Genomic DNA, 21,140 nt, shown 5'->3' on the forward strand with positions numbered 1-21,140 from the left:
CGCACGGGATCGGCCTCGCGCCGTCCGCGCGCGGGATCCGATGCCGACGCGGTCGCCGCGTTTCCGACGGGCCGACGGGCCGACGGGCCGACGTATCGACGTATCGACGAACCGCCGTGCCGCCGGGACGATCGCCGGCATATCGCCATACGTTGCGGCGCCGCACCATCCGCTGCGCATGCTCACCGCGTTCCGACCGCGCCTCGGCATCCTGTCGGGGCCGGTCGGCAAGCTCGCTGCTCGACGAACTCGTCGCATCGATGCGCGACGGACGCTGACGCCTTCCGCCTTCCGCCCCGCCCCGCCCACGCGCCGCCGCAGCGCACCATCGAAATGCCGCGCCCGCGCCTTGACTTTCGCTCGCCCGAATACGATCATTCGCTCACATAAAGAGCAAATGATCGTATTCGACAGGAAAGACTGGCACGAACAGGAGACACCGGATGAGCGAATCGCCCTCCGCCCACGCGCCCGTGCTGCTGCACATCGGCGCAGGCTCGTTCCACCGCGCGCACCAGGCGTGGTATCTGCACCGCGTGAACGCGGCCGTGCCGGCCGACGAACGCTGGTCGCTGACCGTCGGCAACATCCGCGACGACATGCGCGCGACGATGGACGCGCTCGCCGCGCAGCACGGCGCCTACACGCTCGAAACCGTCACGCCGCAGGGCGAGCGCGCGTACGAGACGGTCCGCGCGATCTCGCGCGTACTGCGGTGGTCGATCGATCTCGCCGCGCTGATCGACGCCGGCGCCGACCCGGCGTGCCGGATCGTGTCGTTCACCGTCACCGAAGGCGGCTACTACCTCGACGAACACAACCGGCTCGACCTCGCGAACGCCGATCTCGCGGCCGACCTGCAGGGCGCGCGCACGACGCTGTACGGCGCGCTCGCGGCGCTGCTCGCCGAACGCGCGAAACGCGGCGCGGGCCCGCTCACACTGCAGAGCTGCGACAACCTGCGCAACAACGGCGCGCGCTTTCGCGCGGGCATGCGTGAATTCCTCGAGCGGCGCGGCGAGACCGATCTGCTCGCGTGGTTCGATGCGAACGTCGCGACACCGAGCGCGATGGTCGACCGCATCACGCCGCGCCCGACCGCCGACGTGCGCGAACGGGTGCGCGCGGCAACCGGCGTCGACGACGCGTGTCCGGTGATGGGCGAGTCGTTCATCCAGTGGGTGATCGAGGACCGCTTCGCGGCGGGCCGGCCGCGCTGGGAGCTGGCCGGCGCGGAACTGGTCGACGACGTGCATCCGTACGAGGAAGCGAAGATCCGCATCCTCAACGCGACGCACAGCTGCATCGCGTGGGCCGGCACGCTCGCGGGCCACACGTACATCCACGAAGGCACGCACGACGCGGCGATCCGCCGCTTCGCGCACGACTACGTGACGCAGGACGTGATCCCGTGTCTCAGCCCGAGCCCGCTCGACCTCGAACGCTACCGCGACGTCGTGCTCGAACGGTTCGGCAATCCGTACGTGCTGGACACGAACCAGCGCGTCGCGGCCGACGGCTTCTCGAAGATTCCCGGCTTCATCGCGCCGACGCTCGCCGAATCGCTCGCTCGCGGCGCGGCGCCGGTCGCCACCGCGGTGCTGCCGGCGCTGTTCCTGCGCTTTCTCGAACGCTGGGCGCGCGGCTTGCTGCCGTATGCGTACCAGGACGGCGTGATGGACGACGGCGCCGCGCGGGCGATCGTCGAGGCCGACGACCCGGTCGTCGCGCTGTGCGCGAGCCGCGCGCTGTGGGGCTCGCTCGCCGGCAACGCGGCGTTGTTCGACGCGCTGCGCGCCGGGCTCGCACGCGTCGACGCATGGCTCGCGCAGCGCTGACGCATGGCGGCCCGCGGCCTCGCAGCCGGCCGCCCGCGAGCGGCCGCGCATCCGGGCGAACCTGCGTTGGCAGGCGCGCGCGCGTGCGGCTAAAGTAGCGGCTCCTCACTGACGGAACGGATCGCTCATGTATCTCGGCATCGACCTCGGCACCTCGGAAGTGAAGGTGCTGCTGCTTGCTCCGGACGGCACCGTGGTCGGCACCGCCGGCACGCCGTTCAGCGTGTCGCGGCCGCACCCGCGCTGGGCGGAACAGCATCCGGACGACTGGTGGCAAGGCACGCTCGCCGCGCTCGCGGCGCTGCGCGAACGGCATCCGCAGGCCTTCGCGCAGGTGCGCGGGATCGGCCTGTCGGGCCAGATGCACGGCGCGGTGCTGCTCGGCCGCGACGACCGCGTGCTGCGCCCCGCGATCCTGTGGAACGACATGCGCAGCGCCGACGAATGCGCGCTGCTCACCGAACGCGCGCCCGATCTCCACGCGCTGGCCGGCAACCTCGCGATGCCCGGCTTCACCGCGCCGAAACTGCTGTGGGTCGCGAAGCACGAACCCGACGTGTTTGCCGCAACGGCCTGCGTGCTGATGCCGAAGGACTACCTGCGCTTCCGGCTCACCGGCGCGAAGGTGTCCGATCCGTCCGACGCGGCCGGCACGTTGTGGCTCGACGTCGCGCGCCGCGACTGGTCCGACGCGCTGCTCGCCGCGTGCGACATGACGCGCGACCAGATGCCGCGCATCGTCGAAGGCAACGCGCCGTCCGGCACGCTGCGCGCCGACGTCGCGCGCGAAATCGGGCTGTCGGAGGCCGTCGTGGTGGCGGGCGGCGGCGGCGACAACGCGACGAGCGCGCTCGGCATCGGCGCGATCCACGCGGGCGACGGCTTCGTGTCGCTCGGCACGTCGGGCGTGCTGAGCGTGGTCGGCGACCGCTTCATGCCGAATCCGGCGTCGGCCGTGCATGCGTTCTGCCACGCGATCCCCGATCGCTGGCAACTGATGAGCGTCGTGCTGTCGGCCGCGAGCTGCCTGCGCTGGGTCTGCAAGCTGACGGGCACCGACGAGCCGGCGCTGCTCGCCGAAATCGCGGCGCTCGACGCGGACGCACTCGCGACGGCGCCGCTGTTCCTGCCCTACCTGTCCGGCGAACGCACGCCGCACAACGATCCGTATGCGCAGGGCGTGTTCTTCGGGATGACGCATGCGACCGAGCGCGCGCATCTCGGCTACGCGGTGCTCGAAGGCGTGACGCTCGGCCTCGCGGACGGCCTCGACGCGCTGCACGCGGCCGGCGTCGAAACCGACCGGCTGTCGCTGATCGGCGGCGGCGCGCGCAGCGCGTTCTGGGCGCAGCTGATCGCCGACGCGCTGGACGTGCGCACCTGCCAGCACGGCGGCGGCGAAACGGGTGCGGCACTCGGCGCCGCGCGGCTGGGCTGGCTCGCCGTCGGCGGCGATCCGCAAGTCGTGCTGACCAAGCCGCCGGTGCGCGCCGAATACGTGCCCGACGCCGCGCGTCATGCGCTGCTGCGCGAGCGCCTCGACGCGTTCCGCGCGCTGTATCGCCACGTGCGCCCGCTTTACGAACCGTCGCGCGCGCGGCTCGCGTAGGCGGCGACGCAGGGCGGCCGTCGGCCGCACGCCGCGCATGCGTTACAGTGGATGCCATTGCGCCGCCCGACGGCCGGTCCGCGGGCGGCCCCCCAGATCCGAACCGAACCGCTATCGTGTCCAAGTCCTCAGAAAAACTCGATCTCGCCACGCGTGCCGCGTGGCTCTACTACGTCGCGGGCGACACGCAGAACGAAATCGCCGAGAAGCTGCAGGTGTCGCGCCCGGTCGCGCAGCGCCTCGTCGCGTTCGCGGTCGAGAAGAACCTGATCCGCGTGCGCGTCGATCACCAGCTCGCCGACTGCCTCGAGCTCGGCGCGCAGTTGTCGAAACGCTACGGGCTCACGATGTGCGAAGTCGTGCCCGTCGATGCCGATGCGGCCGAAGCGATCGACCGCAAGCTCGCGGTCGCCGGCGCGCAGGTGATGGAGCGCTACCTGAACGAGACGCGCCCGATGGTGATCGCCGTCAGCAGCGGCCGGACGCTGAAGGCGGCGGTCGCGCAGATCGCGCAGATCGAGCGGCCGCAGCACCGGCTCGTGTCGATGGTCGGCGCGATCGCCGCCGACGGCTCGTCGAACCGCTACGACGTCGCGCAGTACATCTCCGAGAAGACCGGCGGCAAGCACTTCCTGCTGCCCGCGCCGCTGTTCGCCGACAGCGACGCCGAGCGCGCGCAATGGTGCAATCACCGGCTGTACCGGATCGTCGACGCGCTGTCGGCGCAGGCCGACGTCGCGTTCGTCGGGATCGGCAACATCGGCCCGCACTGCCCGCTCTACGAGGACGGCTTCATCACCGAACAGGAACGCGACGAGATGACCGCGCTCGGCGCGGTAGCCGAACTGCTCGGCGTGCCGATCGATGCGCAGGGCCGGCTCGTCGACGTGTCGACGAGCGCGCGCGTGACGAGCGTCGCGCTCGACGCGCCGCCGAAGCGCCCGACGATCGCGTTCGCGGGCGGCCCGAAGAAGCGCGACGCGGTGATCGCCGCGCTGCGCGGCGGCTGGCTGTCGGGGCTCGTCACCGACGAAACCTGCGCACGCGCGGCGCTCGACGCGAAGGCGGCCTGACGCCTCCGCACGCTCACGCGGCCGCGCGCGGCGCCGGAAACGCATGCCGGCGCGCGCGCCATGCGCCGAGCCACGCAGCCGCCAGCAGCACGACCAGCACCCACGGAATCGCGCCCGCGCCCGTCGCGCCGAGCAGCATCCCGCCCGCGATGCCGCCGCCCGCGATCGCGAGGTTCCACACCGTCACGAGCATCGACTGCGCGACGTCGGCCGCATCGCCCGCCGCGTTCGCGGTGGCCGTCTGGAACAGCGTCGGCGCGCCGCCGAACGCGAGCCCCCACAGCGCGACACCCGCATAAACGATCGTCATCCCGGACCCGGCACCGAGCATCGCCGCCGCAAGCGCGAACAGCGCGATGCTCGCGAGCGTCAGCCGCCGCTGCGCGGCGCCGATCCATGCGCCCGTCAGCGCGATGCCGACCAGCGACGCGATACCGAACACGAACAGCGCCGCATCGACCTGCGCGCCCATCCGCACGCCGGCAAGGAACGGCGCGACGTACGTGTACAGCATGTTGTGCGCGAGCACATAGGCGAACATCACGACCAGCACCGGCCCCACGCCGGGCAGTGCGATCACGCCGAGCACCGGCTCGCGGGCGCCGGCGGGCTGTCCCGGATAGTCGGGCACGCGCAACCGGATCCAGCCGATCAGCGCGAGCGCCGCGACCGTGATGCCCGCGAACGCGATGCGCCAGCCGAACATCGCGCCGAGCGCGGTGCCGGCCGGGATGCCGATCGACATCGCGACCGGCGCGCCGAGCATCGCGACCGCGATCGCCCGGCCGCGCAGCGATGCGTCGACCATCCGGCTCGCATAGCCGGCCAAGAGCGCCCACAACAGCCCGGCCGACATGCCCGCGACGAAGCGCGCGGCGAGCGTGAGCGCGTAATACGGCGACGCGGCCGTCAATGCATTCGACACGACGAACCCGGCAAGCGCCGCGAGCAGCAGCCGGCGCCTGCGCATCGCGCGCGTCGCGGCGACGAGCGGGATCGCCGCGACGATCGAGCCGAGCGCGTAGACGGTCACGAGCTGGCCGATCAACGCCTCGGTCACGCGCAGGTCGATGCTCATCAACGGGAGCAAGCCGGCCGGCAACGCTTCGGTGAGGATCGTGATGAACCCGGCGGTGGCGAGCGCCAGCAGGTTCGCGACCGGCAGGCGTTCGCGCACCAGTGCGGACAGACCGGACGCCGGGTCGGCGACGCGGTCGGAAGCGCGGTCGGGAACGGATACGCACTCGCTCATGCCGCGCTCCGGTCGTCGACGCCATACACCGCGTCGCGCACGTCGGTGACGACACGCCCGTGCATCCCTTCGTACAACGTATTGGTCAGCGCGACGACCGTCAGCCCGGCCGCGCGGTCGACGAACCACGCATGCCCGTACGCACCGCCCCAGCGCCACGTGCCGACCGACTCCGGCGACTGCGCGGCCGCCGGATCGCGCAGCACCGAAAAACCGAGCCCGAAACCGAATCCCGGCGCGTCCGGCAGGTCGTGCGCGCCCGGCTGCACGCGCGCCATCTCATCGATCCAGCGGCGCGCGAGCCAGCCGTCGCGGCCGGTGCGCAACGCATCGAGCAGCGTCATGCAGTCGCGCGCGGTGCCCACCATTCCCGCGCCGCCCGACGGCCACGCGGCCGCGTCGAACGCGCGCGCCGGCGCGAAGCGGATGCCGACCGTGCCGTCGTACACCGGCGCGAGATCGTCGTCGGCCATCCGGCGCGGCGCGCCCGGCGTGCTGACGTACGGCGTCGCGAAGCGCGCGGCGTCGTGCGAGAAGAACGCGGTGTCGGTCATCCCGAGCGGCGTCGTGACGAGCGCGGCCACGGCTTCGGCGAGCGGCCGGCCGTCGACCGCCTCGATCAGCGCGCCGACCACGTCGGTCGCGAGCGAGTAGTCCCACGACGTGCCGGGCGCGAACCGCAGCGGCACGCCGGCGATGCGCCGCACGTTCTCCGCGAGCGACAGGTCCGCGCGGTCCATCCCGTCGGACACGCCGGCACGCGCATACGGGCCGTCGGCGTCGGCTTCGAGGAAGCGGTAGCCGAGCCCGGCCGTATGCGACAGCAGATGACGCAACGTGATGTCGGCCGGCGTGCCGTCGGGCAGCGTCGGCCGGAACGCGGGCAACCAGCGCGCGACCGGCTCGTCGAGCCCGATGCGCCCCGCCGCGACCAGCCGCATCGCGGCGGCCGTCACGATCGGCTTCGATACCGATGCGAGCCGGAACAGCGTGTCCTCCCGCATCGGCGTGCCGGCCTCGCGATCGGCCAGACCGGCCGCGCGCGCATAGCGAAGTTGGCCGTGGCGGGCGACCAGCACGACCGCGCCGACCACGCGCGCATCGGCCAGCGCGCGATCGAGCGCGGTGTCGAGGCGCTCGGGCAGCGCGGCGTCGGCATCCGGTTCGGCGCGGTGGGCGGTGACAGGCAGGGATGACATGGCGTGACCTCGAACAGTGAAGGAACGCCCATCGTAGGGAGCCGGCGCGAGAAGAAAAACCGGGTTAGAGTTCCGGACACTCCGGACATCGATGTCCGCAATCGAGAACCAGCATGGAAAATCTTGGCGGCTTCGTCGTGTTCGTCCAGGTCGCGGAAACGCGCAGTTTCGTCGCGGCCGGCCGCGCGCTCGGGCTGTCGGCGTCGGCGATCGGCAAGCGCATCGCGCGGCTCGAGGCGCGGCTGAACGTGCGCCTCTTTCACCGCAGCACGCGCAGCATCACGCTGACCGCGGAAGGCACGCGCTTCCTGGAACGGTGCCGGCGCGTGATCGCCGAGATCGACGCGGCCGAGCAGGAACTGACGCACAGCGCCGAAGCGCCGCGCGGGCGCCTGCGCGTGAGCCTGCCGACGATCGGCACGCTGCTGCTGCCGCTGCTCGCCGATTTCATGGCCGCATATCCGGAGATCGAACTCGACATCGATTTCAGCGACCGCCTCGTCGACGTCGTCGAAGAAGGCTTCGACGCGGTGCTGCGCACCGGCCAGCCGACGGATTCGCGGCTGTCGTCGCGGCTGCTCCGCCATTTCCGCCAGCACCTCGTCGCGTCGCCCGACTACCTCGCGCGGCACGGCACGCCGCGCACGCCGGCCGATCTCGCGCAGCATCGCTGCCTGCACTACCGCTTTCCGAGCAGCGGCAAGCTCGAGACCTGGCCGCTGCGCGTGCCGCATGCGAGTACGCCGCCCGAGGTGCCGGTCGCGATGGTCAGCAACAGCGCGGAAGCGCGCCTGTGCTTCACGCTGCGCGGGCTCGGCATCGCGTGCCTGCCCGAGTTCTTCGTGCGCGACGCGCTCGACGACGGCACGTTGTGCGCGGTGCTCGACGAACACGTCGCGAGCTGCACGCCGATCTACGTCCTGTGGCCGTCAGGCCGCCATCCGACGCCGAAACTGCGCGCCTTCGTCGATTACATGGCCGACCACCTGCGGCTCTGACCGGCGCGCGCCCTCACGCCGCCTTCGCGTGCGCGCTCAAGCGCCGGAACGCCTGGCCTTGCTCGTCGAACAGGTGGCAGTGCTCGGCCTGCGCATGCACGTGCAGCGCCTCGCCGGTGCGGTACGTGTCGAGCGGCGGAATCCGCGCGATCAGCCCGTCCGGCGCGACCGCCGACTCCGCATACAGGTACGCGGCATCGCCGAGCGATTCGACGGCCATCGTCCGCGCGGCCACGCCGGTCTCCGCCTGCCCCACCATCAGATGTTCGGGCCGCACGCCGACGGTCACCGCCGCGCCGCGCAGCAGCCCGGCCGCCTCGACCGCGACGCGCTGCGTCTCGCCGCTGCCGAAGCGCACCAGCACGCCGGCCGCGTCGACCGACTCGACGGTGCCTTTCAGGAAGTTCATCTTCGGCGAGCCGATGAAGCCCGCGACGAACTGGTTGGCCGGCGCGTGGTACAGCGCGTTCGGCGTGCCGACCTGCTGCACCGCGCCGCCCGACAGCACGACGATCTTGTCGGCGAGCGTCATCGCCTCGACCTGGTCGTGCGTCACGTAGATCATCGTGGTCTTCAGCTCGTCGTGCAGCCGCGCGAATTCCAGCCGCATCTTCACGCGCAGCGCCGCGTCGAGGTTCGACAACGGCTCGTCGAACAGGAACACCTTCGGCTTGCGCGTGATCGCGCGGCCGATCGCGACGCGCTGCCGCTGGCCGCCCGACAGCTGCTTCGGCTTGCGGTCGAGCAGGTGGTCGATGTGCAGGATCTTCGCGGCCTGCTTCACCGCCTGGTCGATCTCGGGCTTCTTCGCGCCGGCGAGCTTCAGGCCGAACGCCATGTTGTCGTACAGCGTCATGTGCGGGTACAGCGCATACGACTGGAACACCATCGCGATGCCGCGCTTGGCGCTCGGCACGTCGTTGACCTTCGCGCCGTCGATCAGCAGCTCGCCGCTCGAGATGTCCTCGAGCCCGGCGATCATCCGCATCAGCGTGGATTTGCCGCAGCCGCTCGGCCCGACGAACACGACGAATTCGCCGTCGGCGATGTCGAGGTTCACGTTGCGCAGCACTTCGGTGTCGTCGTAGCGCTTCGCGATGTTGCGCAGGAGCACGCTTGCCATGGTCTGTCTCCGTTCGTTCGTGATGCGCCGCGTTGAAGGCGGCGCGCATTCGTTCCTGGTTGCTAGCCCGGCAGCACCGCGCCAGTCGCCTGCCAGCGCGCGACGTAGCCGGGCAGCTCGTGCATGTCGTCGAATACGTGACGCGCGCCGATCCCGCGCAACGCGTCGATCTGCGCGGCCGACGCATGCCCGCCGCCGACGAAGCCGAGCACGGTCATGCCGGCCGCGGCGGCCGCGGTGATGCCGGTCACGCTGTCCTCGACGACGAGGCACTGCGCGGGCACCGCGCCGAGCGCACGCGCGGCCGCGAGATACACGTCGGGCGCCGGCTTCGGCCTCGCCACGGCGTCCGCGCAGAACAGCCGGTCGCCGAAGAAGCGCGCGAGGCCGGTGCGCGCGAGCGCCGCCTCGACGTACGCGCGGTAGCTGTTGCTCGCGCACGCGGTCGTCAGGTTGAGCGCCGAGAGGGCCTTGTCGATGCCGTCGACCATCGGCGCGTTGACGGCCGCCGCCTCGACCGCGCGGCGGATCGCGTCGACGTCGCCGGCCGACAGCGTGCGGCCGACGGCCTCGCCCGCGCCGGCCAGCACGCGCTCGATGCGCAGCCCGAGCAGCGGCATCACCGCCGGCCGCGCGTCGACACCCGGCCAGCGCGCATCGAGCTCGCGCACGATCACGTCGGCGGCGACGGCCTCGCTGTCGATCAGCACGCCGTCGCAGTCGCAGATCAGCACGTTCATCCCGTGACCGAACGCGCGTTCGCCGGCCGCACCTTCGCCGGTAGCGCTCATTTGACCGCCCCGAACGTGAGCCCGCGCACGAGCTGCTTCTGCGACAGCCAGCCGACGATCAGGATCGGCGCGACCGCGAGCAGGGAAGCCGCGGACAGCTTCGCCCAGAACAGCCCCTCGGGGCTCGAGTACGACGCGATGAACACGGTCAGCGGCGCGGCGTTCGAGCTCGACAGGTTGATGCTCCAGAACGCCTCGTTCCACGACAGGATCACGAGCAGCAGCGCGGTGGACGCGAGCCCCGGCAGCGCCATCGGCATCAGCAGGTAGACGATCTCCTGCCACGTCGACGCGCCGTCGATGCGCCCCGCTTCGAGGATGTCCTTCGGGATCTCGTTGAAGTACGTGAAGGTCATCCACACCGCGATCGGCAGGTTGATCAGCGTGTACACGATCACGAGGCCCGACACGGTATCGAGCAGCCCCGCGTTCTTCCACAGCAGGTAGATCGGCACGAGCACGCCGACCGACGGCATCATCTTGGTCGACAGCATCCACAGCAGCACCTTCTGCGTGCGGTGGTTCGGGAAGAACGCCATCGCGTAGGCCGCCGGCACCGCGAGCAGCAGCGAGATCACCGTGACGCCGGCCGAGATCAGCACCGAGTTCCACGCGAACGAGAAGTAGTTGCTGCGCGCGAACACCTCGCGGAAGCTGTCGAGCGTCGGCATGAAGAACAGCGTCGACGCATACGCCTGCTGCTCGGTCTTGAACGCGGTGATCGCCATCCAGAAGATCGGGAAGAACAGCAGCAGCGCGAGCAGCCACGCGAGCGCACCGGGCAGCGCGCGCCGCACGAGGTCGAATGCAGCCGGCGCGCGCCGGCCTTCCAAAGTCAGGTCGCTCATTTCTCGTACTCCCCCTTCAGGTTGCGCGCGAGCATCCGCACCAGGAAGAACGACACGACGTTCGCGACCACGACGGCGATGATCCCGCCCGCGGATGCGAGGCCGACGTCGAACTGCTGCAGGCCGAGCGCATAGATCAGGTACGACAGGTTGGTCGTCGCATCGCCCGGGCCGCCGCCCGTCGTCGTGTAGATCTCCGCGAAGATCGACAGCAGGAAGATCGTCTCCATCATCACGACCACGGCGATCGCGCGCTTCAGGTGCGGCAGCGTGATGTAGAAGAACATCGCGATCGGGCCCGCGCCGTCGATGCGCGCGGCTTCCTTCTGCTCCTGGTCGAGCGACTGGATCGCGGTGAACAGGATCAGGAACGCGAACGGCAGCCACTGCCACGCGACGATGATGATCACGGCGGTGAGCGGATAATCGGCGAACCAGTCGATCGGCGTCATCCCGAGCGCGCGCATCGCGTTCGCGACGAGCCCGTACACCGGATGCAGGATCATGTTCTTCCAGATCAGCGCGGCGACCGTCGGCATCACGAAGAACGGCGCGATCGCGAGCAGGCGGGCCACGCCCTGCCCGTAGAACTTGCGGTCGAACAGCACGGCCATCAGCACGCCGCCGACCACGGTGATCGCGAGCACCGCGCCGATCAGCACGAGCGTGTGCCAGATCGCGGGCAGGAACGACGGATCGGTCGCGAGGAAGCGGTAGTTGTCGATCCCGGCGAAGCCCTTCACGTCCGGGTTCAGCAGGTTGTAGCGCGAGAACGAATACCAGATCGTCATCGCGAGCGGGATCGACATCCACAGCAGCAGCACCGCGACGGACGGCGACACGAGCCAGCTGGCGCCGCCGCGCGCGCGGCGCGGCGCGCCCGGCGGCGACGATGCATCGCCGACCGGCGACGCGTGGCTCAGGGGAAGACGCAAATGACGCATGATCGGAGTCCCTCCGGTTGAGACGCGGGCACGAACGGGCGGCCCGCCTTTCTGCATCGGCGACGCGCACCGTGCGCGGCGGCGCGCACGGTGCCAGCCGCGTTACTTCTTGTAGCCGGCCTGCCGGACCGCGCGGTCGGCCGCCGCCTGCCCGGCGGCGAGCGCCTGGTCGACCGTCATCTGGCCGGCCACCGCACCCGCGATCGCCTGCCCGACCACCGTGCCGAACGACTGGAATTCAGGAATCCCGACGTACTGCACACCCGTGTACGGCACCTTCTTCAGCGACGGATCGTTCGGGTCGGCCGTCTCGATCGCCTTCAGCACGAAGTCCGAGAACGGCGCGGCAGCCTTGTACTCGGCGCGCTGGTAGGTCGACGTGCGGGTGCCCGGCGGCACCGACGCCCAGCCTTCGTCCTTGCCGACCATCTCGATGTACTGCTTCGACGTCGCCCACGCGATGAACTTGCGCGCGGCGTCCTGCTGCTTCGACGTCTTCGGCACGGCCAGCGCCCACGCCCACAGCCAGTGCGAGCCCTTCGGCGTGGCGGCGACCGGCGCGGCGGCGAAGCCGATCCGGTCGGCGACCTGCGACTGCTGTTTGTTATAGAGCATCCCGGCCGCGACCGTCGCGTCGATCCACATCGCGCACTTGCCCGACGCGGTCAGGGTCAGGTTCTCGTTGAAGCCGTTCGAGCTCGCTCCCGGCGGGCCGTCCTTCTTCAGCAGGTTCACGTAGAAGCCGATCGCCTTCTTCCATTCCGGCGACGTGAGCTGCGCGTTCCAGTTCTCGTCGAACCAGCGCCCGCCGAACGTGTTCACGACCGTCGACACGTACGCCATGTTCTCGCCCCAGCCGGCCTTGCCGCGCAGGCAGATGCCATAGGTTCCCTTCGCCTTGTCGGTGAGCTTGTCCGCGAACTCGGCGATCTGGTCGTAGGTCGGCTGGTCGGGCATCTTGAGCCCCTTCGCCGCGAACAGGTCCTTGCGGTAGAACGTCATCGAGCTCTCGACGTAGAACGGCAGCGCATACAGCTGGCCGTTGTACGACAGGCTGTCGCGTGCGGTCTTCACGATGTCGTTCAGGTCGTAGTCGGCGGGCAGCCCCGTGATCGGCGCGAGCCAGCCGCGCTTGCCCCACTGCGGCGTCTCGTAGGTGCCGATCGCCATCACGTCGAACTGGCCGCTGCCGGTCGTGATGTCGGTGGTCGCGCGCTGGCGCAGCACGTTCTCCTCGAGGATCACCCAGTTCAGCTTGATGTCAGGGTTCGCCTTCTCGAACGCCGGCGACAGCTTCTTCAACTCGATCATGTCCGGGTTGTTCAGCGTCGCGATCGTCAGCGTGCCGGCGGACGCCGCGCACGCGGCCGTCGCGAGCGCGGCCCCGGCGAAGCAGCGTACGGCGGCATCGAGCATCTTTCGTTGCATGGCATGTCTCCTGTGATTGTTCGAACTGTCGTCGGTGTTGCGTATTGCGTATTGCGTGTGTCGCGTTGCTGCACTTCCTTCGCGGCCCGTCACGCCGGCCGCTGCATCCCGCACGCGCGCGCATAGTGCGCGATCACGTCGCGTATCCGGTGGCGCACCCATGCGCGCGGCTCCTTCGCGAGGCCGCCCGCGCGGCACGCCGCGTACACGTCCGGCAGCCACTGCGCGACGAGCGTTTCGGGCACCGGCTGCCGCGCGAGGTTGTCGAACAACTGCTCGACCGCCGCCGCGACGGCCGGCTGCAGCCAGTAGTAGCGGATCCGGTCGCTGTAGCTGAACTGGCGCGCGAGCCGCTGCTCGGTCTCGTCGCCGCGGTAGTACGGCGCCCAGTGCTCGGGCTGCGCGCGCATCGCGGCGTCGACCACGTCGCGCAGCTGCGAGCGCTGCGCGCCGTCGCCGATCAGCGCGTCCTCGATGAAGGTGAGCGCGAACAGCGCCTCGCGCAGCGCGAAGGTCAGCGCGGGGCCAACCTTCAGAACCGCGAAGTGGTCGCGCACGAGCGCGGCGAGCGCGCCTTCGGTCTGGTAGTCGGTCGAATGCGCTTCGAACACGAGGCGCGGCGTGCGCAGGATGCTTGCACCGAGCGATGCGGCCTTCGCGCTGTCGTAGTCGAGCACGTGGCGATCGTCGAAATCGACGCCCGGCTGCGCGACGATCGCGACCACGCGCGTCCATGCGTCGTCGAGCCCGGCCGCCGCGAATGCGCTGCGATGCGCGTCGAGCGTCGCCGCGATGCTGTCGCTGCGCGTGACCGCGATCCGCGCGATCGCATCGCCGGCTGCGTCGCCGGCCACTTCGCCGCCCGGCGTCGGCACCTCGGTGCCGATCACGTAGACGGGCGCGACGCCGGCGCGCGCCGCCGCGTCTTCGGCCGCGCGGCACAGCCCGGCCGCGCGCGCGGCGATCGTCCGGTCGTCGAGCCGCGCCGGATCGTCCGCGCACGCCATGCTCGCATCGAGGTGGATCTTCTCGAACCCGGCTTCGACATACGCGGCGACCATCGCGGCCGCTTCGCGCATCGCGTCGGCCGCGCGGCGGTGCCGCCACGGGTTCGGTCCCAGATGGTCGCCGCCGAGCACCAGCGCCGACGGCGCGAGCCCGCAGCGCTGCACGATCGCATCGACGTCGCGCCGGAAATCGGCGGGCGTCATGCCCGTATAGCCGCCGAGATGGTTCACCTGGTTGCAGGTCGCCTCGATCAGGAGCGGCGAGCCGTCCGCGCGCGCGGCCTCGCACGCGGCCTCCAGCACGAGCCGGTGCGCGCTGCAGACCGAATAGATGCCGCGCTGCGCCTGCGCGCGGTTCGCGTCGAAGATCATCCGCAGCACGGCGCCGGCGTGCGCGCTGCGCGGGCGTTCGGCAGTGGAAGTCAGGCCGGGCATGCGACACCTCGTTCGGTCAGGAAGCGGTCGATCTCGGTCGCGCTGCTGTTGCCCTCCATCGGGCCGCGCCGCGTGACCGCGATCGCGCCGGCCGCGTTCGCGCGGCGCAATGCGACGTCGATCGGCAGGCCGGCGACGAGACTCGCGACCAGCGTGCCGCCGAAGCAGTCGCCGGCGCCGGTCGGGTCGCGTTCGTCGACGGGATAAGCCGGCGCGTCGACGCGGCTCGCGCGGTCGAACGCGACGCTGCCGGCCGCGCCGCGCTTGAGCACGACGCGTTCGAGCAGCGGATGCGTCGCGAGCAGCCCGGCGATCGCGCGCTCGGCCGGCTGCGGCCCGCAGAAGAACGGCAGGTCGGCCTCGCTCGGCAGGAACAGGTGGCACGCGGCGAGCAGCGTGTCGAGCGCCGCGCGCATCGGGCGGAAGCTCAGCATCTCGGGCCGCACGTTCGGGTCGAACGACACCTTCGCGCCGGCGCGCGCCGCCTCGATCACGCCGCGCTGGACCGCCGCGATCGCCGATTCGCTCGTCAGCGACGAGCCCATCACGTGGAAGTAGCGGCAGCCGTCGAACATCGCGGTGTCGACGTCGGATGCGTCGACGCACGCGGCCGCGCTGGTCGACAGGCTGAACACGAAGCTGCGCGAACCGTCGTCGCGATACGCGACGAACGCGGTGCCGGTCGGACGTGCGACGCGACGGATGCGCGCGACGTCGACGCCATCGCGCTCGAGCCGCGCGACGATCGCGTCGCCGAACGCGTCGCGGCCGACGCAGCCCGCATACGCGACGCGCACGCCGAGCCGCGCGGCCTGGTCGGCGAAGATCGCCGGCGCGCCGCTCGGGAACGGGCCCGCGAACAGGCCCGGCACGTCGAAGCCCTGGCCGCGCTCGGCGGCGACGAATTCGGCCAGCAGTTCGCCGGCAACCACGATCTCCGCCATCATGCGTGTCCTCGTGCGGCGGCGGCCGCGCGCGGCACGAACGCCAGGGGTAAGCGTGCGAGCGGCGCCACTTCAGCTCATCCAGTTGCCGCCGTCGACGTTCAGCGTCTGGGCGGTGATGTAGTCGGCGTCGGCCGACGCGAGGAACAGCGCGGCGCCCGTCAGGTCGCCCGGCACGCCCATCCGCCCGAGCGGCACGGCAACGCCTACGAGCCGCTTCTTCTCGCCGAGCGGCCGGTTCTCGTAGCGCGCGAACAACGCATCGACCTGCTCCCACATCGGCGTGTCGACCACGCCCGGCGCGATGCCGTTCACGTTGATCCGGTGCGGTGCGAGCGCGAGCGCGGCCGACTGCGTATAGCTGATCACCGCGGCCTTGGTCGCGCAGTAGTGCGAAACGAGTGCCTCGCCGCGACGCCCCGCCTGCGATGACATGTTGACGATCTTGCCGCCGCGGCCCTGCTCGACCATCCGCTGCGCGACCGCCTGCATCAGGAAGAACAGCCCTTTCACGTTGACCGCGAACAGCCGGTCGAACACGTCCCAGGATTCGTCGAGGAGCGGGCGCATGTCGAACAGCGCCGCGTTGTTGAACAGGATGTCGACGCCGCCGAAGCGCTCGACCGCGGTCGCGACGATGCGCGCGATGTCGTCGCGGCGCGTGACGTCCGCGGTAACGGCCACCGCCCGGCCGGGATTTTGCTCGATCAGCCGCGCGAGCGAGCCGCTCGGCGGCTTCACGTCGACCAGCACGCAGCGCGCGCCCTCGTCCAGATAGCGTTGCGCGACCGCTTCGCCGATACCGCTTGCCGCGCCCGTCAGGATCGCGACCTTGTCTGCCAGTCTCACTGGTTGTCTCCGGTTCGTTCTGCTGCACGAAGGCCGCGAGGTGAGCGAACGCTCGCCGGCCGATCAATTGCTCTGTTGTTGATCGAATGATCGGATACGCGATTCATGCTGTCAAGGCGACACGGCGGCTTTCGATGATGCGCTGCGGCACGGCCGCGCCGTGCGCCGGCCGGCGACCCGCGCCCGGCAAGGCGCGGCGGGCTGGGTGCGGCGCGGCTGAAACGGCGCTGAAGGGGACAGAGCGCGTGCATCGGCAGGAATTCGGGCTGCACGGCATGGAGATACGTTATATCATCGCGATACTTCGTTTCATTGCCTGCTTCACGCCATGGCCACCTCATCGCCCATCGACGCCCGGCTGTCCCGGGCCGACGCATTCGCCGCCGAGCACGGGCTCGCGTGGACGCCGCTGCGCCGCCAGGTCTACGAACGCGTGCTGGCCGCGCAGCGCCCGATCGGCGCGTACGACCTGCTCGCCGAGCTCGAGCCCCAACGCGGCCGCGTGCCGCCCACGACCGTCTATCGCGCGCTGGATTTCCTCGTCGAGCACGGCTTCATCCACCGGATCGAATCGAAGAACGCGTTCTTCGCGTGCTGCGAGATCGGCGTGCCGCACGAAGGCCAGTTCCTGATCTGCGATTCGTGCGGCGAGACCGTCGAGATCCCGGGCAGCGACCTCGCGAAACAGTTGTCCGCGAGCGAGCCCGCGCACGGGTTCGAAGTCCACCACCAGGTCGTCGAGCTGAACGGCCTGTGCGGGCACTGCAAGGGCAAGCCCGCGCAACGCTGACACCGCACCGCGCGGCGCACGGCGCCGCCCCTTCCAACGAGGAGTTCCATGTCCATTGCCCTGAAGCGCGCGCCGCGGCGCGCCCTGCCGCTTGCCCGCCTGCTGGCCGCTGCTGCTGCCGCGCTGTCGATCGCGGCGCCCGCGTTCGCGCAGGCCGCGACCGTCAACGTGGTCGCCGCCGAGAATTTCTATGGCGACGTCGCGTCGCAGATCGGCGGCCGCCATGTCGCGGTAACCAGCATCCTCAGCAGTCCCGACCAGGATCCGCACCTGTTCGAAGCGAGCCCGAAGACCGCGCGCGCGCTGCAGCACGCGCAGGTCGTGATCTACAACGGCGCGAACTACGACCCGTGGATGGCCAAGCTGCTGTCCGCATCGAAGCAGGCGAAGCGCGCGACGATCGTCGTCGCGGATCTCGTCGGCAAGAAGGCCGGCGACAACCCGCACCTGTGGTACGACCCGGCGACCATGCCGGCCGCGGCGCGCGCGATCGCGGCCGAGCTCGGCCGGGCCGACCCGGCGAACAAGGCCGACTACGACGCGAACCTGCAGAAGTTCGTCGCGTCGCTGAAGCCGATCGACGAGAAGGTCGCCGCGCTGCGCGCGCAGTACAAGGGCGTGCCGGTGACGGCCACCGAGCCGGTGTTCGGCTACATGTCGGATGCGATCGGCCTCGACATGCGCAACCAGCGCTTCCAGCTCGCGACGATGAACGACACCGAAGCCAGCGCGCAGGACGTCGCCGCGTTCGAGAACGACCTGCGCAAGAAGCAGGTGCGCGTGCTGATCTACAACAGCCAGGCCGAAGCGCCGATGACCAAGCGCCTGCTGAAGGTCGCGCGCGACGGCGGCGTGCCGAGCGTCAGCGTCACCGAGACGCAGCCGGCCGGCAAGACCTTCCAGCAATGGATGGCCGGCCAGCTCGACGCGCTCGCGGCCGCGCTTTCCGCCAGCAAGAAATGATTCACGCTACGACATGACCGCCACTCCCCACGCACTCGCACTCGATCGCGTCACGCTCGAACTGGGCGGACGCACGATCCTGCGCGACGTGAGCTTCTCGATCGAACCCGGCGAATTCGTCGGCGTGCTCGGGCCGAACGGCGCGGGCAAGACGACGCTGATGCGCGCGGTGCTCGGCCTCGTGCCCGTCACGGGCGGCACGCTGTCGGTCGGCGGCGTGCCGGTCGTGCGCGGCAACGCGTCGATCGGCTACATGCCGCAGATCAGAAGCGGCCTCGCGAATCGCCGGATGCGCGGCTACGACTTCGTCGCGATGGCCGCCGACGGCCACCGCTGGGGGCTGCCGCACACGAACGCCGCGACGCGACGCGACGTCGACCGCGTGCTCGACCTCGTCGGCGGCCCGACGCTCGCGCGCCGGCCGCTGTCGGAACTGTCGGGCGGCGAGCGGCAGCGCCTGCTGCTCGCGCAGTGCCTGCTCGGCAGCCCGAAGCTGCTGCTGCTCGACGAGCCGCTGATCAGCCTCGACCCGAACCACCAGCGCGGCGTCGTCGAACTCGTGCGCAACGTCCAGCGCGAGCTCGGCATCACCGTGCTGTTTTCCGCGCACGAACTGAATCCGCTGCTGAACGCGCTCGACCGCGTGCTGTATCTCGGCAACGGCGTCGCGGCGCTCGGCACCGTCGACGAGGTGATCACGAAACCCGTGCTGTCGCGCCTGTACGGCTCGCCGATCGACGTGATGCGCGTGAACGGCAGGATCTTCGTGATGTCGGGCGACGTCGAAATCGAGAAGCACGATCACGAACACGAGGACGACGACGGCCACTCGCACGGCGGCGGCGGTCACGATCACGGTCACCACCACCACGGACACGCTCATCCCGGGCATTCGCACGATGTTTGAATACGACTTCATGATCAACGCGTTCGCCGCGTCGGGGATCGTCGCGGTGCTCGCGGGCATCGTCGGCTACTTCCTGGTGCTGCGCGGACAAACCTTCGCCGGCCACGCGCTGTCGCACGTCGGCTTCACCGGCGCGACCGGCGCGGTGCTGCTCGGCATCTCGCCGATCTGGGGGATGGTCGGCTTCACGCTCGCGGCCGGGATCGGGATGGGCGCGCTCGGCGAACGGCTCGCGGGCCGCGACGTCGCGATCGGCGTGATCCTGTCGGGCGCGCTCGGCTTCGGGCTGCTGTTCCTGCATTTCTACACGTCGTTCGCGACGCAGGTCACCGCGCTGCTGTTCGGCAACGTGCTCGCGGTCAGCCACGATACGCTCGCGGTGCTGGCCGGCATCGGCGCGGTGAGCCTCGTCGCGCTCGCGCTGATCGCGCGGCCGCTGCTGTTCGCGTCGCTGCAGCCCGAGCTGGCCGAAGCCAAGGGCGTGTCGCTGCGCACGGTGTCGATGCTGTTCCTCGCGGTGTGCGCGCTCGCGGTGGCCGCGGCGACGCAGATCGTCGGCGTGCTGCTCGTGTTCACGCTGCTGGTCGGGCCGGCCGCGGCCGCGCAGAACGTGTCGACGCGGCTGTCGACCGGCGTGCTGCTCGCCGCGCTGTTCGCGCTGTTCGAAGCGTGGGCCGGGATCGCGCTTGCGTATCACACCGACTGGCCGACGAGTTTCTGGATCACCGCGCTGTCCGCGCTCGTGTATGGGGCGAGCCTGTTGCGGCGACGCACATGACGTTCAGCCGGCGCTCGACAGGGTGCGCAATCGCGCATGTCGGCACGCCCCCAAAGGCGTGCAGGGAATCAGCAGGGGATGCGTGACCATCGAATCGACGATCGATTACGCGCGACTGAGAAACTTGCTGACCGCGCAGAAGCCGGTTCCGATCCCCGGCCCCTCCGTGCGTGCGTACGGCACGATTACAGTCAAATGAAGCGAGCCGCGTACCGAGCCGCGGTGACCGCTTGGGTACTCGTGGCATCCGTGTCGCTTGCACGGCTGTGCCTCACTCACGAGTCGTTCGCACTGCCGATACCCGAGCGCGCGTGGGCTTGGCTCGTCACGCATGTTCCCGGATTCTGGGACGGCGAGTCGGGCGATGATCTCGTCATCGTCGTGCATTTGCTGATAGCGCTTGCGGTCGTGATACCGGTGACCTGGCTCGCCTTGCGCACGCTGCGAAAGTGGAAGCGCCGCGCCACTCGCTGATGGCGGATGGCGCGGCCGGTTTATCGCACTAACGTGCCAGCACCCGCGCATGATGCGCGCTGTGATCGGCGATGAACGTCGAGATGAAGTAGTAACCGTGGTCGTAGCCCGCATGGCGGCGCAGCGTCAGCGGCTGGCCGGCTTTCGCGCACGCGGCTTCGAACACGTCGGGGTTCAGCTGGTTCGCGAGGAACTGGTCGGCGAGGCCCTGGTCGACGAGGATGCCGTCCGCGAACTTCGGCGCATCCGCGCGCGCGACGAGCTCGCTTGCGTCGTGCTCTTTCCATGCTTCGCGGTCGGCACCCAGATAACCCGAGAACGCCTTCTCGCCCCACGGGCAGCGCGTCGGCGCGGCGATCGGCGCGAACGCCGACACCGACCGGTACAGGTCGGGGTGACGCAGCGCGAGCGTCAGCGCGCCGTGCCCGCCCATCGAGTGGCCGAAGATCCCGAGCCGCGCGCCGTCGATCGGCAGCTCGGCCGCGACGAGTTCGCGCAGCTCGCCCGTCACGTAGGACTCCATCCGGTAATGCGTCGACCACGGTGCTTGCGTCGCGTCGACATAGAAACCCGCGCCGACGCCGAAATCCCACGCCTCCGACTCGCCCGGCACACCCGCGCCGCGCGGGCTCGTATCGGGCATCACGAGCGCGAGGCCGTGCTGTGCCGCGTACTGCTGCGCGCCGCCCTTGATCGCGAACGTCTCCTCGGTGCAGGTGAGCCCCGCGAGATAGAACAGCGCCGGCACGCGGTCGTGCGCCGCCTGCGGCGGCAGGTACACCGAGAACTTCATCGGCAGGCCGATCGCCTTCGAATCGTGGCGATAGAAGCGTTGCTCGCCACCGTGGCAAGCATGCGAAGAAACGAGTTCGAGCATGGGGTTCCCTTCC

At 70.4% G+C, this 21,140-nt stretch carries 20 protein-coding genes; 9 read left to right on the forward strand and 11 right to left on the reverse strand.

Features of this window, described 5'->3' with window-relative positions:
* The first annotated feature begins 443 nt into the window (after positions 1–443).
* The 3 genes from dalD to DID98_RS10790 all read left to right on the forward strand — a co-directional run bounded on the left by dalD (position 444) and on the right by DID98_RS10790 (position 4,520).
* Positions 444–1,838, forward strand: coding sequence for a D-arabinitol 4-dehydrogenase (gene dalD / locus DID98_RS10780; RefSeq protein ID WP_124570668.1), 1,395 nt, complete (start codon positions 444–446; stop codon positions 1,836–1,838).
* Positions 1,839–1,965: 127 nt separating this feature from the next.
* A complete protein-coding gene (gene xylB / locus DID98_RS10785; RefSeq protein ID WP_124570669.1) occupies positions 1,966–3,447 on the forward strand; it encodes a xylulokinase in 1,482 nt (493 codons plus the stop codon).
* Between the two features lie 116 nt (positions 3,448–3,563).
* The gene (locus tag DID98_RS10790) at positions 3,564–4,520 is read left to right on the forward strand and encodes a sugar-binding transcriptional regulator (RefSeq protein WP_044844466.1); all 957 of its coding nucleotides are present in this window, start codon (positions 3,564–3,566) and stop codon (positions 4,518–4,520) included.
* Positions 4,521–4,533: 13 nt separating this feature from the next.
* On the opposite strand, the gene DID98_RS10795 is transcribed toward DID98_RS10790, so the two are convergent.
* Together DID98_RS10795 and DID98_RS10800 are read right to left on the reverse strand one after the other, a co-directional pair.
* Entirely contained in the window at positions 4,534–5,772 is a 1,239-nt protein-coding gene (locus tag DID98_RS10795) for an MFS transporter (RefSeq protein WP_124570670.1), read from the reverse strand.
* Complete coding sequence (locus tag DID98_RS10800) at positions 5,769–6,971, reverse strand: serine hydrolase (protein ID WP_124570671.1); 1,203 nt, start codon at positions 6,969–6,971, stop codon at positions 5,769–5,771. The genes DID98_RS10795 and DID98_RS10800 overlap by 4 nt, the downstream gene beginning before the upstream one ends.
* 113 nt (positions 6,972–7,084) lie before the next feature.
* On the opposite strand from DID98_RS10800, the gene DID98_RS10805 reads away from it, so the two are divergent.
* Positions 7,085–7,969 (forward strand): LysR family transcriptional regulator, encoded by an 885-nt coding sequence (locus DID98_RS10805; RefSeq protein WP_124522973.1) that lies wholly within the window; start codon positions 7,085–7,087, stop codon positions 7,967–7,969.
* Between the two features lie 13 nt (positions 7,970–7,982).
* Here DID98_RS10805 and DID98_RS10810 read toward each other — a convergent pair whose 3' ends face one another.
* The 8 genes from DID98_RS10810 to DID98_RS10845 form a co-directional block, all read right to left on the reverse strand.
* Entirely contained in the window at positions 7,983–9,092 is a 1,110-nt protein-coding gene (locus tag DID98_RS10810) for an ABC transporter ATP-binding protein (RefSeq protein WP_124570672.1), read from the reverse strand.
* A gap of 62 nt (positions 9,093–9,154) precedes the next feature.
* Positions 9,155–9,883 (reverse strand): HAD family phosphatase, encoded by a 729-nt coding sequence (locus DID98_RS10815; RefSeq protein WP_124570673.1) that lies wholly within the window; start codon positions 9,881–9,883, stop codon positions 9,155–9,157.
* Positions 9,880–10,731, reverse strand: a complete 852-nt coding sequence (locus DID98_RS10820; protein ID WP_124486945.1) for a carbohydrate ABC transporter permease — start codon at positions 10,729–10,731, stop codon at positions 9,880–9,882. The genes DID98_RS10815 and DID98_RS10820 overlap by 4 nt, the downstream gene beginning before the upstream one ends.
* A complete protein-coding gene (locus tag DID98_RS10825; protein WP_044844473.1) occupies positions 10,728–11,675 on the reverse strand; it encodes a carbohydrate ABC transporter permease in 948 nt (315 codons plus the stop codon). The genes DID98_RS10820 and DID98_RS10825 overlap by 4 nt, the downstream gene beginning before the upstream one ends.
* A 102-nt stretch (positions 11,676–11,777) precedes the next feature.
* The gene (locus DID98_RS10830) at positions 11,778–13,103 is read right to left on the reverse strand and encodes a sugar ABC transporter substrate-binding protein (protein ID WP_044844474.1); all 1,326 of its coding nucleotides are present in this window, start codon (positions 13,101–13,103) and stop codon (positions 11,778–11,780) included.
* Between the two features lie 89 nt (positions 13,104–13,192).
* On the reverse strand, positions 13,193–14,545 hold the full coding sequence (locus tag DID98_RS10835; protein WP_124570674.1) for a D-tagatose-bisphosphate aldolase, class II, non-catalytic subunit: 1,353 nt from the start codon (positions 14,543–14,545) through the stop codon (positions 13,193–13,195).
* The gene (locus DID98_RS10840) at positions 14,533–15,489 is read right to left on the reverse strand and encodes a sugar kinase (RefSeq protein WP_185640844.1); all 957 of its coding nucleotides are present in this window, start codon (positions 15,487–15,489) and stop codon (positions 14,533–14,535) included. Before DID98_RS10840 ends, DID98_RS10835 begins: the two co-directional genes overlap by 13 nt.
* Before the next feature lie 72 nt (positions 15,490–15,561).
* Positions 15,562–16,338 carry an L-iditol 2-dehydrogenase gene (locus DID98_RS10845; protein ID WP_124486942.1) on the reverse strand — a complete coding sequence of 259 codons (777 nt, stop codon included), beginning with the start codon at positions 16,336–16,338 and terminating at the stop codon, positions 15,562–15,564.
* Positions 16,339–16,666: 328 nt separating this feature from the next.
* Here DID98_RS10845 and DID98_RS10850 point away from each other — a divergent pair, with 328 nt between their 5' ends.
* The 5 genes from DID98_RS10850 (at position 16,667) to DID98_RS10875 (ending at position 20,250) form a co-directional block, all read left to right on the forward strand.
* A complete protein-coding gene (locus DID98_RS10850) occupies positions 16,667–17,128 on the forward strand; it encodes a Fur family transcriptional regulator (RefSeq protein WP_014896195.1) in 462 nt (153 codons plus the stop codon).
* A 48-nt stretch (positions 17,129–17,176) separates the two neighbouring features.
* Positions 17,177–18,091: a metal ABC transporter solute-binding protein, Zn/Mn family gene (locus DID98_RS10855; protein WP_124570676.1), complete on the forward strand. Its 915-nt coding sequence runs from the start codon at positions 17,177–17,179 to the stop codon at positions 18,089–18,091.
* A 13-nt stretch (positions 18,092–18,104) separates the two neighbouring features.
* Positions 18,105–18,998 carry an ABC transporter ATP-binding protein gene (locus DID98_RS10860; protein ID WP_044844478.1) on the forward strand — a complete coding sequence of 298 codons (894 nt, stop codon included), beginning with the start codon at positions 18,105–18,107 and terminating at the stop codon, positions 18,996–18,998.
* Positions 18,991–19,776: a metal ABC transporter permease gene (locus tag DID98_RS10865; protein ID WP_044844479.1), complete on the forward strand. Its 786-nt coding sequence runs from the start codon at positions 18,991–18,993 to the stop codon at positions 19,774–19,776. Before DID98_RS10860 ends, DID98_RS10865 begins: the two co-directional genes overlap by 8 nt.
* A 222-nt stretch (positions 19,777–19,998) precedes the next feature.
* Positions 19,999–20,250 carry a hypothetical protein gene (locus DID98_RS10875; RefSeq protein ID WP_260428060.1) on the forward strand — a complete coding sequence of 84 codons (252 nt, stop codon included), beginning with the start codon at positions 19,999–20,001 and terminating at the stop codon, positions 20,248–20,250.
* A 28-nt stretch (positions 20,251–20,278) separates the two neighbouring features.
* Here DID98_RS10875 and fghA read toward each other — a convergent pair whose 3' ends face one another.
* Positions 20,279–21,127: an S-formylglutathione hydrolase gene (gene fghA / locus DID98_RS10880; protein WP_124570679.1), complete on the reverse strand. Its 849-nt coding sequence runs from the start codon at positions 21,125–21,127 to the stop codon at positions 20,279–20,281.
* Positions 21,128–21,140: the final 13 nt, after the last annotated feature.

Origin of the sequence: Burkholderia sp. Bp8984 (assembly GCF_003853755.1) — a bacterium.
GTDB lineage: Bacteria > Pseudomonadota > Gammaproteobacteria > Burkholderiales > Burkholderiaceae > Burkholderia.

Excerpts from the sequence above, each read along its gene's own strand:
- dalD (WP_124570668.1), top strand. The coding sequence starts at position 444 with ATGAGCGAATCGCCCTCCGCCCACGCGCCCGTGCTGCTGCACATCGGC.
- xylB (WP_124570669.1), top strand. The coding sequence starts at position 1,966 with ATGTATCTCGGCATCGACCTCGGCACCTCGGAAGTGAAGGTGCTGCTG.
- DID98_RS10795 (WP_124570670.1), bottom strand. The coding sequence starts at position 5,772 with ATGAGCGAGTGCGTATCCGTTCCCGACCGCGCTTCCGACCGCGTCGCC.
- DID98_RS10800 (WP_124570671.1), bottom strand. The coding sequence starts at position 6,971 with ATGTCATCCCTGCCTGTCACCGCCCACCGCGCCGAACCGGATGCCGAC.
- DID98_RS10805 (WP_124522973.1), top strand. The coding sequence starts at position 7,085 with ATGGAAAATCTTGGCGGCTTCGTCGTGTTCGTCCAGGTCGCGGAAACG.
- DID98_RS10810 (WP_124570672.1), bottom strand. The coding sequence starts at position 9,092 with ATGGCAAGCGTGCTCCTGCGCAACATCGCGAAGCGCTACGACGACACC.
- DID98_RS10815 (WP_124570673.1), bottom strand. The coding sequence starts at position 9,883 with ATGAGCGCTACCGGCGAAGGTGCGGCCGGCGAACGCGCGTTCGGTCAC.
- DID98_RS10820 (WP_124486945.1), bottom strand. The coding sequence starts at position 10,731 with ATGAGCGACCTGACTTTGGAAGGCCGGCGCGCGCCGGCTGCATTCGAC.
- DID98_RS10825 (WP_044844473.1), bottom strand. The coding sequence starts at position 11,675 with ATGCGTCATTTGCGTCTTCCCCTGAGCCACGCGTCGCCGGTCGGCGAT.
- DID98_RS10830 (WP_044844474.1), bottom strand. The coding sequence starts at position 13,103 with ATGCAACGAAAGATGCTCGATGCCGCCGTACGCTGCTTCGCCGGGGCC.
- DID98_RS10835 (WP_124570674.1), bottom strand. The coding sequence starts at position 14,545 with ATGCCCGGCCTGACTTCCACTGCCGAACGCCCGCGCAGCGCGCACGCC.
- DID98_RS10840 (WP_185640844.1), bottom strand. The coding sequence starts at position 15,489 with ATGGCGGAGATCGTGGTTGCCGGCGAACTGCTGGCCGAATTCGTCGCC.
- DID98_RS10850 (WP_014896195.1), top strand. The coding sequence starts at position 16,667 with ATGGCCACCTCATCGCCCATCGACGCCCGGCTGTCCCGGGCCGACGCA.
- DID98_RS10855 (WP_124570676.1), top strand. The coding sequence starts at position 17,177 with ATGTCCATTGCCCTGAAGCGCGCGCCGCGGCGCGCCCTGCCGCTTGCC.
- DID98_RS10860 (WP_044844478.1), top strand. The coding sequence starts at position 18,105 with ATGACCGCCACTCCCCACGCACTCGCACTCGATCGCGTCACGCTCGAA.
- DID98_RS10865 (WP_044844479.1), top strand. The coding sequence starts at position 18,991 with ATGTTTGAATACGACTTCATGATCAACGCGTTCGCCGCGTCGGGGATC.
- fghA (WP_124570679.1), bottom strand. The coding sequence starts at position 21,127 with ATGCTCGAACTCGTTTCTTCGCATGCTTGCCACGGTGGCGAGCAACGC.